This is a genomic window from Niastella koreensis GR20-10 (assembly GCF_000246855.1).
Lineage (GTDB): Bacteria > Bacteroidota > Bacteroidia > Chitinophagales > Chitinophagaceae > Niastella > Niastella koreensis.
Map to the genome: position 1 here is coordinate 2,834,735 of NC_016609.1, position 17,955 is coordinate 2,852,689.

General features: G+C 47.2%; 2 protein-coding genes. Both read right to left on the bottom strand.

The annotated features are described in order from the left end of the window. Positions 1-6: 6 nt before the first annotated feature. Entirely contained in the window at positions 7-15,972 is a 15,966-nt protein-coding gene (locus NIAKO_RS11525; RefSeq protein ID WP_014218590.1) for a non-ribosomal peptide synthetase, read from the bottom strand. After that, a complete protein-coding gene (locus NIAKO_RS11530; protein ID WP_014218591.1) occupies positions 15,969-17,888 on the bottom strand; it encodes an AMP-binding protein in 1,920 nt (639 codons plus the stop codon). The genes NIAKO_RS11525 and NIAKO_RS11530 overlap by 4 nt, the downstream gene beginning before the upstream one ends. Between the last annotated feature and the right edge of the window lie 67 nt (positions 17,889-17,955).

The following is a 17,955-nucleotide window of genomic DNA, read 5'->3' on the forward strand; positions in this document are numbered from 1 at the left end:
ACGCTGTTAAATATCTATCTGCACCAATTCGCTTTTGTTTTTCTCCTGACGGTTCTGATTAAGGAAGAATTCGATTTGTAAGCATAAATTCTCAATGGTAGGTTCCGTAAATATGTTTTGTATATTAATCCGAACAAGAAAGGTGGCGTTTATCCTTGAAATCAGTTTGACCGCTTTCAGGCTATGAGCGCCCAGATCAAAAAAGTTATCCTTCACGCCTATCTTTTCTTTATTTATTCCCAACACTTCGCTCCACAGCTGCACCAGTTGTTGTTCTATATCATTACGTGGCGCCACATAATCAGTTCCTGTACTCATCTGCAACCCTTCGGGTGCGGGCAGCGATTTGCGATCTGTTTTACCACTTGCATTTAATGGCATGGCGTCCAGTTGTACAAAGTGCGCCGGTATCATGTACTGGGGTAAGGTCTTTCCCAGGTAGTTTTTTAGTTTGGCCATGTCTAAAGCGGCATCGCTCACCACATAGGCGATCAATTCCTTTTCGCCATCATGGCCGTTGCGGGCCACCACTACGGCATTATTGATGTGGCTGTATTGGTGCAATACATGTTCTATCTCTCCTGTTTCTATTCTATAACCCCGGATTTTTACCTGGTGATCTTTGCGGCCGGTGTAAACAATGGTCCCATCCAGTTGCCAGTAACCCAGGTCGCCGGTCAGGTATATTTTTTCTCCCTTCCTGAATGGATGGGGTACAAATTTTTCTGCTGTCAGCGCTGCATTGTTCAGGTAACCGCGGGCGAGGCCATCACCGCCTATACCAATTTCCCCCTGTACCCCAATTGGTGATAACTGACCGCCTGCGCCCAGTACATACAGCTGCGTATTCCAGATGGGGCGGCCTATGGGAATAAACTGGTCGCCACGACTGGTTTCATATGCTGTTACGTCAATGGAGGCCTCTGTAGGGCCGTATAAATTATGTAAAGGAATTTGTAGTTGTTCATACCACCGTTCAACTGTAGCCGTGGTTAAAGCTTCCCCGCTTGCCATTACTTTGGTCACAGGGCTCATGCCGTTTCTTAAAGCATCCGCCTCAAAACCATAACTCAAAAAGCTGTTGAGCATGGAGGGCACAAAATGCAAACAGGTTATATGTTCCGCACTAATGAGGGAGAGTAACTTTTCGGGTGAAGCCACGTCCTGGGGCGGGCACAATACCTCACTGGCGCCAAAACACAAAGGCAGAAATAATTCCCATACCGATACATCGAAGGTGAAGGATGTTTTCTGCAGGATAATATCGTCGCTGTTGAACCCATAGTGATGCCACATCCAGTTCAGTCGGTTTACCACCCCGCGGTGCTCCAGCATGCAGCCTTTTGGGCGGCCGGTAGAGCCGGAGGTATAGATCACATACATCAGGTTGCTGCTGCGGCCAACAGGTGTCAGGTTGGTATCGTCGTAATTAAATAGTAGATCTTTTAACTGGTGCAGTGCGGCTGCATCGAGCACCGTTTTACAATTGCTGTCAGCAAGGATGTAATCGATGCGCTCCTGCGGATAGGTTGGATCGATGGGCACATACGCGCCGCCTGCTTTTAATACGCCCAATAAACAGATCACCTGCCATTCGCTGCGTTCCAATTGTACCGCCACCAGGTCATCTGCCCCTATATTATATTGTTCACGCAAATAATGCCCTACCCTGTTAGACAGGCGGTGCAGCATATCGTAGGTAAGCCGCGCATCGCCATATACGAGGGCTGTTTTGGCGGGCGTCAATGCCGCCTGTTGTGTAAAAAGTTCTATTACGGTCTTTTCTGCCGGATAAGCAATGGCGGTATCATTAAAGGAATAGATCAACTGCTGTTGCTCTTCAGCAGTGAGGTATTGCAACTGATCGATCGGGGTTGCGGGCGCTGAAACAATGGATGCCAGCAGGTTTTCAAAATGCTCCAATAACCTGGTTATCCTGCTTTCATTATATATATCGGTGTTATAAGTAAGTTCTACGTTTATTGTATCTGCTGTTTCTGTAAAATCGAACTGCCAATCGAAGCGGCTGGTTACGGGTAATTGTTCATTGTAAGCTTCCATCTTACTGCTGCCCGCTGCACTGTTCCATATGTCGGCATAGTCTGCTGTTTCATTATGCAACACCACCATTACGTCAAACAAGGGATGGCGGCTCAGGTCGCGGGCTACATTCAATTCATTGACGAGCACATCAAATGGATAAGCCTGGTGCGTATAGGCCTGCAATGTATGTTCGCGAATGGAAGCCACGAACGATTCAAAACTATCGTTTCCTGAAAACCGGGCACGTAAGGCCAGTGTGTTCACATAAAAACCGATCTGCTCTTCGAGATCAACATGTTCGCGGCCGGCAACCGGCGTTCCAATTATAAGATCTGTTTGCGCGGTGTAACGGTACAATAAGGCGTTCACTGCTGCCAGCAGTCCCATAAATAAGGTAGCCTCGTGCTGCTTTACCAACTGCTTCAGCCCTGTGCTCAGTGCTGTATGCAACAGCCTGCTTTTTTTACCCCCGGTAAATGATTTTACCGCAGGCCGTGCTTTGTCGGCAGGTAATTCCAGCACGGGCAGTTCACCTGCAAACTGTTGTAACCAGTAAGCGCGGTGTTCTTCCAGGACCTTTCCGCTCAGCTGCTGCGCCTGCCAGTGCGCATAGTCCTTGTATTGGATGCGCAACGGCGGCAAGGCAGCATCCCCGTTGTATACATGCTGCAGTTCTTTTATCAGTACCCCCATTGACCAGCCATCGCTGATAATGTGGTGCATGACAAAGCTGACCACCCATTTTTCATCTGCCAGTTGATAAACACCTGCCGCGAGCAAAGGACCCGCAGACAGATCGAATGCATGGCTAAAAGCGCCGGTCAAAAGACCCGGCAATTCGTATTCTTTACCACGTATATCGAAATAGGCAATCTTAAAGTCGGTCTCTGGCAAAATAAACTGAAGCACATTTCCCTGCTCGTTTTCCCGGAAAACGGTGCGCAGGATCTCATGACGGCTGATGAGGGAATTTAAAGCCTGCTCAAGGGCCGGCCTGTTCAATGGCCCATCGAATACACAGGCGCCGGGAACATTATAGGCCACATTACCCGATTTAAACTGGCTAAGCACCCACAAGCGACGTTGTGAAGATGACAATACGTACCCATCCTGAACAGGCGCCTGGGGTATTTGTGAAAATTCAGTTGTCACCATTGTGCTGAGCAGGGATGCCTGGTTTTCCAGTATGGAATGGCTAAAAAGGTCCTGCAGTTCAACTTTGACTGAAAACTTTTTATGTAATTGATTGGCCAAACGGGCAGCCCGCAGGCTGTGTCCGCCCAATTCAAAAAAATCATCCTGTATGCCGATCTTTTCTATATCGATGCTTAATACTTCGCTCCATATTTCTGCAAGCCTGTATTCATTATCGTTACGGGGAGCGATATATTCTTTGTTTGAGCCCCTTCCCAAATCTCCAGGTAATGGCAGAGCGCTCTTGTCTATCTTGCCGCTTGTATTTAAAGGCATTGCAGCAAGTGGAATAAACCGGTCGGGTATCATATAAGCCGGCAGCATGGCTTCCAGCCAGGTGCGAATGCTGCCTGGGTCCAATTCATTGACACCTGTTATATAAGCTGTCAATTGTTGATCGCCATTCCTGCCCGGATGTATGATGACCACTGCGGCGTCGATATTTTCATGTTGCTGCAGCACCCGCTCTATTTCTTTCAATTCAATGCGATGACCATGGACTTTTACCTGGTCGTCTTTACGGCCAACGTAAGCAATAGTTCCATCGGCCTGCCAGTAACCAAGATCACCTGTGCGGTATATTTTTTCTCCTTCCCGAAACGGATTAGGAGTGAATTTATCATTGGTAAGTGAAGGCTGATTCAGGTAACCGCGGGCAAGGCCATGGCCGCCTATACAAATTTCTCCCGGTACATTTACTGGCACCAGTGAATTGTATTTGTCAATAATATAAATACGTGCATTGGCGATCGGGCGGCCAATTGGGACGCTATCAATGGTTATGGACGGCTCCCGGTTCAGGTGAAATACGGCAGCACAAATACCGGCTTCTGTAGGTCCGTATCCATTATAAAAAGTGCCGGACTTCGAATAGGATATGGCCTTATCCAGAAGGGCAGCCTCTCCCGCGCTAACCATCCGCTTTAACGGCCTGATGCTTTCTACCGGAATAACTTTAAGATAAGCTGGTGGCAGCGTTGCAATATCGATATCATTTTCAGCTATGTATTGTACAAGTTTTAACGGGTCTTTCTTTTTCTCCTCTTCCTGGATATACAGAGAAGCGCCCGCACATAGGGCAACAAATATCTCAGCAATGGATGCATCGAAAGATGCAGACGCAAATTGCAGGTGCCGCTCCCCTTCTTTAGCTTCATAAGCGCTCCTTAATGCAAAGATGGTATTGTTAATGGCGCCATGTTCTATCATCACTCCCTTCGGCGTTCCCGTGGATCCTGAGGTATATATTACATAAGCGAGGTCATTTTCACCGATGCTATTGCCGGGAGAAGAAACGGGAGTATCCATTTCTTCAAGTTGTATGTCTATTGCCAGCATGGGGCCACTGTAATACTCCAGATCGAAAATGTAATCAGTTTCTGTGATCAGCAATTTTGCAGCTGTATCGTTTAGTATAAACGCTTTTCGTTTGGCGGGATATACCGGATCTATCGGCACATACGCAGCCCCGCTTTTTAATATGCCCAAAATGGCGATGATCAGTTTTTCTGACCTGTTCAGCATTATGCCTATCAACTCATTTGGACCCATATTATAATTGGCTTTAAGATAATGCGCCAATTGATTGGAGCGTTCATCGAGCTCCCTGTAAGATAATTTTGTTGCGCCATATGATACGGCCAGGCTGTTGGGGTTTGTTTGAACCTGTTGTTCAAACTGACTTATAATAGTGCTGTTTGCAGGGAACGATGTTTCGGAGTTATTAAATGTAACCAGCAGCTGATGTTTTTCCTGGCTGCTGAGGTAATTGAGCTGATAAATGGGAAGTGAAGGCGAAGCAACGATGGCTGCCAATAACTGCTCCAGGTGTTTTAACAACTGGTCAACCAGGCTGCGGGGGTAGATGTCTGTATTATAGTTGACAACTACATCCAGCCCATTATCGGTTTCCATAAAATCAAATACGAGGTCAAAACGGCTGGTATTTTCTTTCAGCTCCTCGTAATCACTGATGGTTAAACCGGTGAGTGTTTTTTGTATGCGGCCGTTTTCATTGGCATTCTGGAGGACCACTTCTATTTCAAACAGCGCATTCCTGCTCAGGTCTCTTGCTACCTGTAATTCTTCCACCAGCGTGTCGAATGGATAAACGGCATGGGTATAGGCCTCGAGCGTTTGGGTTCGAATAAGTGACAACAGCTGTACATAGCTAAACTCGCTATTGAAGCGGGAGCGTAACGCCAGGGTGTTTGCATACAAACCGATCTGCGGTTCTATATCTGCATGATCGCGGTTGGCTACCGGTGTACCGATAATAATATCCTCGTGACCGGTATATTTAAATAAAAGCGTTTTTACTGCCGCCAGCAAAGCCATGAACAACGTAGCATCCTGTTCGCGGGTTAGTTGTTTGAGCTCACTGCACAATTGTGCATCGAAGGTTTTGCGGGTTATACTGCCAGCATAGGTCTTTACCGCCGGACGAATTTTTGTACCCGGCAGGTCCATCACCGGCAATTCGCCAGCAAACTGCTGCAACCAGTAAGCGCGGTGTTCTTCCTGGATCTTTCCGCTCAGTTGCTGCGCCTGCCAGTGCGCATAGTCCTTGTATTGGATGCGCAACGGCGGCAAGGCAGCATCCCCGTTGTATACATGCTGCAGTTCTTTTATCAGTACCCCCATTGACCAGCCATCGCTGATAATGTGGTGCATGACAAAGCTGACCACCCATTTTTCATCTGCCAGTTGATAAACACCTGCCGCGAGCAAAGGACCCGCAGACAGATCGAATGCATGGCTAAAAGCGCCGGTCAAAAGACCCGGCAATTCGTATTCTTTACCACGTATATCGAAATAGGCAATCTTAAAGTCGGTCTCTGGCAAAATAAACTGAAGCACATTTCCCTGCTCGTTTTCCCGGAAAACGGTGCGCAGGATCTCATGACGGCTGATGAGGGAATTTAAAGCCTGCTCAAGGGCCGGCCTGTTCAATGGCCCATCGAATACACAGGCGCCGGGAACATTATAGGCCACATTACCCGATTTAAACTGGCTAAGCACCCACAAGCGACGTTGTGAAGATGACAATACGTACCCATCCTGAACAGGCGCCTGGGGTATTTGTGAAAATTCAGTTGTCACCATTGTGCTGAGCAGGGATGCCTGGTTTTCCAGTATGGAATGGCTAAAAAGGTCCTGCAGTTCAACTTTGACTGAAAACTTTTTATGTAATTGATTGGCCAAACGGGCAGCCTTCAGGCTGTGTCCGCCCAATTCAAAAAAATCATCCTGTATGCCGATCTTTTCTATATCGATGCTTAATACTTCGCTCCATATTTGTGCAAGCTTTGATTCTATCTGGTTACGGGGCGCGATGTATTCTTTTCCTGAATTCATATCCAGCGCTCCCGGTAATGGCAATGCACGCCTGTCTACTTTTCCGCTTGCATTCAATGACAGTTTTTCGGGTTGAATAAACCGGTCGGGTATCATATACGCCGGCAGCATCGCATTCAGCCAATTACGAATGCCGCCTGCATTCAATTCATCGCTGCCAGTTATATAGGCAACGAGCTGTTGATCGCCGGCTTCATCTGTATGTACGATCACTACCGCCGTATTTATATGCTCATGCAGTTCAAGCGCACGTTCAATTTCACTCAGTTCTATACGATAACCCCTCACTTTTACCTGATCATCTTTACGACCCGAGTATACAATAGTTCCATCGGCCTGCCAGTAACCGAAATCACCTGTGCGGTATATTTTTTCTCCTTTCCGAAACGGATCAGCAGTGAATTTATCATTGGTAAGTGAAGGCTGGTTCAGGTAACCACGTGCCAAACCCCGTCCCGCGATACAGATCTCTCCCGGTATGTTTAGGGGAAGCAGCGCGTCGTACTTATCTAAAATATATATACGGGTATTGGCAATCGGCCGGCCTATAGGCACACTATCAATGGTTATGGCCGCTTCTTTGTTCATGTTAAATATAGCAGCGCAAATACTCGATTCTGTGGGCCCGTACCCGTTAAAAAATAAACCACCTGACCGGGAAAAAGCAATTGCCTTTTCGAGGATGGCCGCTTCGCCGGCGCTAATCATTTTCTTTAAAGGTCTGATGTTTTCTACCGGAATAACTTTAAGATAAGGAGGCGGGATCACGGCCTGGTCTATGCAGTTTTCAATAAGATATTGAACCAGCATTAACGGGTCTTTCTTTTTCTCCTCTTCCGGAATATAGAGGGATGAACCGATACATAAGGCCATAAATATCTCGGCAATAGAGGCATCGAATGCGGAGGAGGCCAATTGTAAGTGCCGCTCTCCTGTTTTTATCTCATAAGCGTTTATTAATGCGAAGATGTTATTGTAAATGCTGCCATGTTCTATCATCACTCCCTTCGGCGTTCCCGTGGATCCTGAGGTATATATTACATAAGCGAGGTCATTTTCACCGATGCTATTGCCGGGAGAAGAAACGGGAGTATCCATTTCTTCAAGTTGTATGTCTATTGCCAGCATGGGGCCACTGTAATACTCCAGATCGAAAATGTAATCAGTTTCTGTGATCAGCAATTTTGCAGCTGTATCGTTTAGGATAAACGCTTTTCGTTTGGCGGGATATACCGGATCTATCGGCACATACGCAGCCCCGCTTTTTAATATGCCCAAAATGGCGATGATCAGTTTTTCTGACCTGTTCAGCATTATGCCTATCAACTCATTTGGACCCATATTATAATTGGCTTTAAGATAATGCGCCAATTGATTGGAGCGTTCATCGAGCTCCCTGTAAGATAATTTTGTTGCGCCATATGATACGGCCAGGCTGTTGGGGTTTGTTTGAACCTGTTGTTCAAACTGACTTATAATAGTGCTGTTTGCAGGGAACGATGTTTCGGAGTTATTAAATGTAACCAGCAGCTGATGTCTTTCCTGGCTGCTGAGGTAATTGAGCTGATAAATGGGAAGTGAAGGCGAAGCGACGATGGCTGCCAATAACTGCTCCAGGTGTTTTAACAACTGGTCAACCAGGCTGCGGGGGTAGATGTCTGTATTATAGTTGACAACTACATCCAGCCCATTATCGGTTTCCATAAAATCAAATACGAGGTCAAAACGGCTGGTATTTTCTTTCAGCTCCTCGTAATCACTGATGGTTAAACCGGTGAGTGTTTTTTGTATGCGGCCGTTTTCATTGGCATTCTGGAGGACCACTTCTATTTCAAACAGCGCATTCCTGCTCAGGTCTCTTGCTACCTGTAATTCTTCCACCAGCGTGTCGAATGGATAAACGGCATGGGTATAGGCCTCGAGCGTTTGGGTTCGAATAAGTGACAACAGCTGCACATAGCTAAACTCGCTATTGAAGCGGGAGCGCAACGCCAGGGTGTTTGCATACAAACCGATCTGCGGTTCCATATCTGCATGATCGCGGTTGGCTACCGGTGTACCGATAATAATATCCTCGTGGCCGGTATATTTAAATAAAAGCGTTTTTACTGCCGCCAGCAAAGCCATGAACAACGTAGCATCCTGTTCGCGGGTTAGTTGTTTGAGCTCACTGCACAATTGTGCATCGAAGGTTTTGCGGGTTATACTGCCAGCATAGGTCTTTACCGCCGGACGAATTTTTGTACCCGGCAGGTCCATCACCGGCAATTCGCCAGCAAACTGCTGCAACCAGTAAGCGCGGTGTTCTTCCTGGATCTTTCCGCTCAGTTGCTGTTGCTGCCAGTGTGCATAGTCTTTATATTGAATGCGTAAAGAAGGCAAGGTTATGTCTTCCTGCTTCACGGCACTATTATATACATGTAACAGATCGCTGATGAGCACGCCTATTGACCAGCCGTCGCTGATAATATGGTGCATGACAAAACTGAATACCCATTTATTATCCTGCAACTGGTATAACGTAGCCCGCATCAACGGGCCGTTCTCGAGGTAAAAAGAAACAGAGTGATCCTGCTTCAGCAAAAACGGCAAATGATCTTTATTTCCTCTCAGATCTAAGTAGTACACCCTGAAATCCATTGATGGCAGGATAAACTGGCGTACCTCACCGTGTTCATCTTCACGGAATACTGTACGCAATATTTCGTGGCGATCGATCAAAGAAGAAAAACTCAACTCAAGCGCCTGCCGGTCCAGTTGTCCTTCGAATACATAAGCGCCGGGAATATTATAAGCTATATTGCCGGTTTCAAACTGGCTAAGCACCCACAAGCGACGTTGCGAGGAAGACAATACATAACTGCTTTGGCCGGCTGCCAACGGTATCTGTGCAAAAGTTGTGGTAACAGAATCAGCTAACAACTGCGCCTGCTCCTGTAATACAGGATGTGAAAATATGTCTTTCAATTGCAGCTTTACCTCAAATTCACGGTACAGCTGGCTCACCAATCGCGTTGCCTTCAGGCTGTGGCCGCCCAAATTAAAAAAGTTGGCATGCACACCGATCTTTGCCTGGTCTGTACCCAATAACTCACTCCACACCCGGGCCAGTTGTTGTTCTAAAGCATTACGTGGCGCCACATAATCAGTTCCTGTACCCATCTGCAACCCTTCGGGTGCGGGCAGCGATTTGCGATCTGTTTTACCACTTGCATTTAATGGCATGGCGTCCAGTTGTACAAAGTGGGCCGGTATCATGTACTGGGGTAAGGTCTTTCCCAGGTAGTTCTTTAGTTTGGCCATGTCTAAGGCGGCATCGCTCACCACATAGGCGATCAATTCTTTTTCGCCATCATAGCCGTTGCGGGCCACCACTACGGCATTATTGATGTGGCTGTATTGCTGCAATACGTGTTCTATCTCTCCTGTTTCTATTCTATAACCCCGGATTTTTACCTGGTGATCTTTGCGGCCGGTGTAAACAATGGTCCCATCCAGTTGCCAGTAACCCAGGTCGCCGGTCAGGTATATTTTTTCTCCCTTCCTGAATGGATGGGGTACAAATTTTTCTGCTGTCAGCGCTGCATTGTTCAGGTAACCGCGGGCGAGGCCATCACCGCCTATACCAATTTCCCCCTGTACCCCAATTGGTGATAACTGACCGCCTGCGCCCAGTACATACAGCTGCGTATTCCAGATGGGGCGGCCTATGGGAATAAACTGGTCGCCACGACTGGTTTCATATGCTGTTACGTCAATGGAGGCCTCTGTAGGGCCGTATAAATTATGTAAAGGAATTTGTAGTTGTTCATACCACCGTTCAACTGTAGCCGTGGTTAAAGCTTCCCCGCTTGCCATTACTTTGGTCACAGGGCTCATGTCGTTTCTTAAAGCATCCGCCTCAAAACCATAACTCAAAAAGCTGTTGAGCATGGAGGGCACAAAATGCAAACAGGTTATATGTTCCGCACTAATTAGGGAGAGTAACTTTTCGGGTGAAGCCACGTCCTGGGGCGGGCACAATACCTCACTGGCGCCAAAACACAAAGGCAGAAATAATTCCCATACCGATACATCGAAGGTGAAGGATGTTTTCTGCAGGATAATATCGTCGCTGTTGAACCCATAGTGATGCCACATCCAGTTCAGTCGGTTTACCACACCGCGGTGCTCCAGCATGCAGCCTTTTGGGCGGCCGGTAGAGCCGGAGGTATAGATCACATACATCAGGTTGCTGCTGCGGCCAACAGGTGTCAGGTTGGTATCGTCGTAATTAAATAGTAGATCTTTTAACTGGTGCAGTGCGGCTGCATCGAGCACCGTTTTACAATTGCTGTCAGCAAGGATGTAATCGATGCGCTCCTGCGGATAGGTTGGATCGATGGGCACATACGCGCCGCCTGCTTTTAATACGCCCAATAAACAGATCACCTGCCATTCGCTGCGTTCCAATTGTACCGCCACCAGGTCATCTGCCCCTATATTATATTGTTCACGCAAATAATGCCCTACCCTGTTAGACAGGCGGTGCAGCATATCGTAGGTAAGCCGCGCATCGCCATATACGAGGGCTGTTTTGGCGGGCGTCAATGCCGCCTGTTGTGTAAAAAGTTCTATTACGGTCTTTTCTGCCGGATAAGCAATGGCGGTATCATTAAAGGAATAGATCAACTGCTGTTGCTCTTCAGCAGTGAGGTATTGCAACTGATCGATCGGGGTTGCGGGCGCTGAAACAATGGATGCCAGCAGGTTTTCAAAATGCTCCAATAACCTGGTTATCCTGCTTTCATTATATATATCGGTGTTATAAGTAAGTTCTACGTTTATTGTATCTGCTGTTTCTGTAAAATCGAACTGCCAATCGAAGCGGCTGGTTACGGGTAATTGTTCATTGTAAGCTTCCATCTTACTGCTGCCCGCTGCACTGTTCCATATGTCGGCATAGTCTGCTGTTTCATTATGCAACACCACCATTACGTCAAACAAGGGATGGCGGCTCAGGTCGCGGGCTACATTCAATTCATTGACGAGCACATCAAATGGATAAGCCTGGTGCGTATAGGCCTGCAATGTATGTTCGCGAATGGAAGCCACGAACGATTCAAAACTATCGCTTCCTGAAAACCGGGCACGTAAGGCCAGTGTGTTCACATAAAAACCGATCTGGTCTTCGAGGTCAACATGTTCGCGGCCGGCAACCGGCGTTCCAATTATAAGATCTGTTTGCGCGGTGTAACGGTACAATAAGGCGTTCACTGCTGCCAGCAGTCCCATAAATAAGGTAGCCTCGTGCTGCTTTACCAACTGCTTCAGCCCTGTGCTCAGTGCTGTATGCAACAGCCTGCTTTTTTTACCCCCGGTAAATGATTTTACCGCAGGCCGTGCTTTGTCGGCAGGTAATTCCAGCACGGACAGTTCACCTGCAAACTGTTGTAACCAGTAAGCGCGGTGTTGATCGAGGACCTTTCCGCTCAATTGTTGCGCCTGCCAGTGCGCATAGTCCTTGTATTGGATGCGCAACGGCGGCAAGGCAGCATTCCCGTTGTATACATGCTGCAGTTCTTTTATCAGTACCCCCATTGACCAGCCATCGCTGATAATGTGGTGCATCAACAGGCTGAAGATGCTTTTATCGTCGGCCAACTGGTATATTGCCACCCGTAATAAGGGACCTGTTGAAAGATCGAACAGGTGGCTGCCCTCACGTGTAAGCAGTAGTGGTAGTTCTTCTTCCCTGCCGCGCAGGTCGGTATAAGCAATCGCAAAGGCGATCTCCGGATCAATATATTGGCGCACATTTCCGTGCTCGTCTTCCCTGAAAACGGTACGCAGCATCTCATGCCGGCTGATCAGTTTATTAAAAGCAAGCTCAAGAGCGCCCGGGTTCAGTTCTCCCGTAAACAAACAGGTACCATGAATATTATAGGCAACATTTGCCGACTCTAACTGGCTTAATATCCATAAACGGCGCTGGGCCGCGGATAAAGCATAACTGGTTGCTGCGGCAACAGGCAAAATTGACGTAAAAGCCGCCTTTGCCGATTCCTGTATCAGCTTTGCCTGTTGTTCCAGCGTATCATAAGTAAATAATTCTTTCAGGATAAATTTTACCTCAAAATGCCTGTATATGAGGCTTGCCAACCGGGTCGCTTTCAAACTGTGGCCGCCCAGCGAAAAGAAGCTGTCTGTTACACTGATCCTGTTTTCATTTATACCCAATACAGTGCTCCATATATATACCAACTTTGCTTCGGTGTTATTGCGCGGTGCAATATAGGCGGCCCCGCCTGCTAAAGCCACTCCATCCGGTGCAGGCAGCGATCTTTTGTCTGTTTTACCACTTGCATTTAATGGCAATGCATCCAGTTTCACATACCAGGCCGGTAACATGTATGCGGGGAGTCGTTTTGCCAGAAAGCGCTTGAGGTCTGTGATGTCCAATGCCGGACCGCTTACAACATAGGCAACTAGTTCCTGCCCGCCATCGTTACCTGTACGGGCCATTACTACCGCATCACTTATATTTTTATATTGCTGTAAGGCATGTTCTATCTCTGCCGGTTCTATCCGGAATCCGCGCACTTTTACCTGGTCATCTTTACGGCCTGTATAAACAACGGCGCCATCGGCCTGCCAGTAGCCAATATCGCCCGTGCGGTAAATCCTTTCTCCATTTCTGAACGGATTGGGAACAAATTTTTCTGCTGTCAGCGTTGGATTATTAAGGTATCCCCGGGCCAGGCCCTCACCGCCTATACAGATCTCGCCTGTTACCCCTGTTGGTGTTGGCTGATCGCCGGCGCCCAGGATATACAACTGCGTATTCCAGATAGGACGGCCTATAGGTATCAAATGATCGCCCCGATGAACGGTGCAGGCGCTTGCTTCTATGGCTGATTCTGTAGGGCCATACAAATTATGTAATGGAATATTTAACTGTGCATACCACCTTTCAACGGTACCCGCGGCCAAGGCTTCACCGCTTGCCATCGCTTTGGTCACACTACGCATGCCCTGGCGCAACGCACCGGGTGCCAAGCCATAGCCAAGAAAACTATTCAGCATCGAGGGCACAAAATGAACGCAGGTAATATTTTGTGATTGAATGAGCGCAAGCAAACGTTCGGGCGAACCTGCGTCTTCTTTCGGGCACAATACTGTAGTGGCCCCAAAACACAGGGGAAGGAACAATTCCAGTATTGACACATCGAAGGTGAAGGATGTCTTTTGAAGAATAATATCATTGCTATTGAACCCATACTGGCCCCACATCCAGCATAAACGGCTTACAATATTCCGGTGTTCCAGCATGCAGCCTTTTGGCCGGCCGGTTGAACCGGAGGTATACATGACATAGATCAGGTTAGTGCTACCGGCAACAGGCGGCAGGTTGGTATCGTCGTAAGAAGAAAACACTTCCTGTAACTGTTTCAGTGCTGCTGCATCCATTACCGCTTTACACCTGCTATCTGCCAGCATATAATCGATACGGTCTTGCGGATAGTCGGGACCGATGGGCACATAGGCGCCGCCTGCTTTTAATACACCTAACAAACAGATCACCTGCCATTCACTGCGATCGAGCTGCACGGCTACCAGGTCATCTGTACTTATGTTATAATGCGCGGTCAAATACCGTGCTGCCTGGTTGGCAAGCCTGTTCAGCCGGTCATAAGTAAGACGGTTATCCCCGGCTATAAGCGCTGTTCTATCTGGCGTTAACGCTGCCTGTTCGGTAAAGAGGTCCGTTACGGTCTTTTCGCGTGGATAAGCAACTGCCGTATCATTAAACGAATAAAGAAGCTGTTCACGTTCTTCAGGAGAAACGGCCTGCAGGTTATTTATTGTTTCGCCAGCGTTATCGAGCACCTGGTATATAACATGGCGATAAGCATTGTATATTCTCTCAATGGTATCTTTCCGGTATAAACCTGTAGCGTATTCTATCTCAAGATAGAACCTGTTACCGGTATCGCCCGAAAAGTTGAAGCTGAGGTCAAACTTGGCGGTGACATTATCCAGATCGAACCGGCCGGAATCGGACAGGTAATTACCAATATCCTCTACCACAAGATCTGATGCTGCCCCCGGGTGCATCGATGGATTGTTCTGTACAACCATTAAAACGTCGAACAATGCATCCCGTCCTGCTGCTGATTGTACTGCTGCCTGTTCTATTATTTTATCAAGTGCGTATTCCTGGAACTCAAATGCCTGCTTTGAATTCAGTGAGGTCCGTTTCAGGCAGTCAGGGAAAGATTCTGTATCGTTAATAGACGACCGTAAAGGAAGGGTGTTTACATAAAGTCCCAATTGTTCTTCAAGCTCATAATGATTTCGTACCGATACCGGGGTGCCGATTATAATATCCTGCTGCCCCGACAGCTTATAAAGCAAAACGGACAATGTGGTCCTGAAAAAATTAAACAGGGTAACCTGCTGCTCTTTGCAAAACCGCCTGATACGATCATACATAGCTGGTTGCCAGTAAAACCGGCAGATGCCGCCCTCGAAGTTTTTTACACCCGGTCTTGGGAAATCTGCAGGCAGGTTCAGCGGAGAAACCGTTTCTCTATATTCTTTGGCCCAGAATTGTGCGGCCCGGCCGTTGAGTGTACCATTGGTCCGTTGTGATAACCAGGCAACATAATCTTTATATTGTATGGTCATTGGTTGCACAACAGGCGTTTCTCCCCGGCTCAACCCGCCGTAATAAGATAGTATTTCCTGCAACAACAAGGCTATCGACCAGCCATCGCTGATAATATGGTGTATGGTAAGGAATAGCGCTGCTTCCCCGGGCGACACCTGTAACAGGTCCATCCGCAGCAATGGGCCATTCTCCAGATCGAAAGCTGTTTTGAAAAGCATCTGGTACTTTTCACGTAAATATTCTTTTGTCAGTGGCGTGCCCTGAAAATACTCCACCTTCGTCCCTGGAGCCATTTCATCTGTAATAAACTGGCGCGGCACAAAATCCACCTCTCTGAAAACAGTACGTAAACTCTCATGTTTTGCAACTACTATTTTCAATGCCTGGTCCATTAAGCCCGGGTCAATAACGCCTTTCAAATAAAGACCGGTAACAATATTATAGGCAGTATTCCCTCCCTGGCGCTGACACAAGAGCCAGATCCTTTTTTGCGCTTCGGAAACTTCGTAATAGGTGTTCATGCCCACTCGTTCAATGGAGGCATACTTCATCCGGTTTGCATTTTCCTTAAGGAAAGAAAGCAATTCCTGCCTGCCATCCTGTATAGTTGCTATTAACTCCTGCGACAAACTGCCCGTGTCACCGGTTAATTTAAGTTGTTCTCCTTCTGCTACAGGAACAACATTCAGCTGTTTAAGCAGTGCTATAATTTCCTGTGTACTCATATTATGACTTCGTTATCGGAGTTTTGCTCGTTTTTCAACCACAGCATATTTTCTAATAAAGCGGCCAGCATGGAGATCGTATTATGCTCCATCACCATGGCGGGGTGAATATTCAGATCAAATTCCCTGTTCACGGCATTTACCAGTTCAACCAGTTGCAGGGAATCGATGCCCAGTTCGGCAAGTTCAACGTCATCTGCTATCTGCGCATCGATGGGAGAACCGGTTTTGCTTGTTATTAAGTGTAACAAATAATTCCTGACGTTCCGCGGCAATAACATCCCATTTGCGGGTTGGATGCCTGCTTTTTTCTGTAGTTGTTCTTTTGAGTCTATTATATTAAACCGGTTAATGCTATACCATTCGGGGCACCGGGTGCGTTGTAGTTTTCCGCTGGTCGTTCTTGGAATATTGAATGGGGACGTTAAAACAATGTCATGTAATGTGACCCCAAACCGGCCTGCAACCAGTTTTTCAATTGCGTAAATGATCGCCTCTGTATTCAGTGTTTTGATAGCCGGTCTTTTTATTTCAATAACAACCGCTATCTTCTCCCCTATGCTGTCCATTGCAAAAACGGCTACTCCATTGCTGTCGATAGCCGGATTAACACCCGCAATTGCCTGTTCTATATCGTTAGGAAAAATGTTTTTACCACGTACTATCAGCATCTCTTTTGATCTTCCCAGAATAAATAATTCGCCCCGATGCAGAAAACCGGTATCGCCTGTTCTGAGAAAACGTGTTCCATCCAATTCATGAAACAACCCGGTACAATCCCGCTGCCAGTAACCGCTGGTTATACTTTCACCCGCAATACATATTTCTCCTTCTTCCAGGTCGTTACATACTGCTTTGGTATCTGCCGCAATGATCTTCATGTCAATACCGGCAGCGATGGACCCGGAACTAATAAAATGCCTGTTGTTATGTGTAATAACCGGCGAAGTCGTGTCTCTGCGCGCTGTTACCAGCAAGGTGGCTTCAGCAAGGCCATAACATGGATAAAAGCTGTCTTCTTTAAATCCTGCCGGTGCAAAATGATCTGCAAAACGGCGCAGTGTTGCGGGCCTGATGGGTTCCGAGCCATTAAAGGCCACTTTCCAGCGGGTAAGGTCGATGTCATTCAACTTTTCTGCGGGAATTTTTTCGATACACAGATCATACGCAAAATTAGGCCCGCCGCTGTGTGTTGCTCTGTATCTTGATACCCCTTCAAGCCAGCGCAACGGCTGCTGTATAAAATCTGCAGCAGGCATGAGTACGCAGGTACAACCGGTAAAAATGGTATGAAGTATATTCCCTATCAAACCCATATCATGATGAAAGGGCAGCCAGGAAAAAATAACCGAAGCGGTAGTACAATTGAAGGCTGCTTTAAGCAGTTGTTGATTGTGAATAAGGTTCGTATGGGTGACAACGACCCCTTTCGGTTTGTTGGTAGAACCTGACGTGTATTGAATGAACGAAATATCGTGTGGAGTTGGTAACGTATTTATTGATGACTGATCCGATGTGTCGGTAAAAATTATTTTCTGCCCCACCTGTTGCAAAAACCGGCCGGTTTGTTCCTTACATAAGATCGCCGAAGGGGCTGCATCAACGATGATATGTTGTAACCTGGCGAATTGCTTATTTCCATAAACAGGGGGAGCTGGTACCGCAATAGCACCCACCTGCTGGCAGGCTAAAAAAGAGATGATAAAAGCCAGCGCATCGTGATAAACAAGCATAACCCTTTCGCCATTGAGTTGCTCCGCAGCCAATGAGGAGGCCAGCGTGCTTACTTCTTTCCCGAGAGTTGAATAGGAAATATGCCTGTCGGGCTGCCCACCGGTACCTGTTAAAATAAAGGCTGTCTTAAACGGGGCAACCGCTGTATGGTATGATAAAAAATCAAATATCGTTAGAAGCATATTATCGTAATTCTGAAAAATGGCAGTAAGAATGAATATTGAGCATATAGCTACCGCTATGGCAAGT

Excerpts from the sequence above, each read along its gene's own strand:
- NIAKO_RS11530 (WP_014218591.1), bottom strand. The coding sequence starts at position 17,888 with ATGCTTCTAACGATATTTGATTTTTTATCATACCATACAGCGGTTGCC.
- NIAKO_RS11525 (WP_014218590.1), bottom strand. The coding sequence starts at position 15,972 with ATGAGTACACAGGAAATTATAGCACTGCTTAAACAGCTGAATGTTGTT.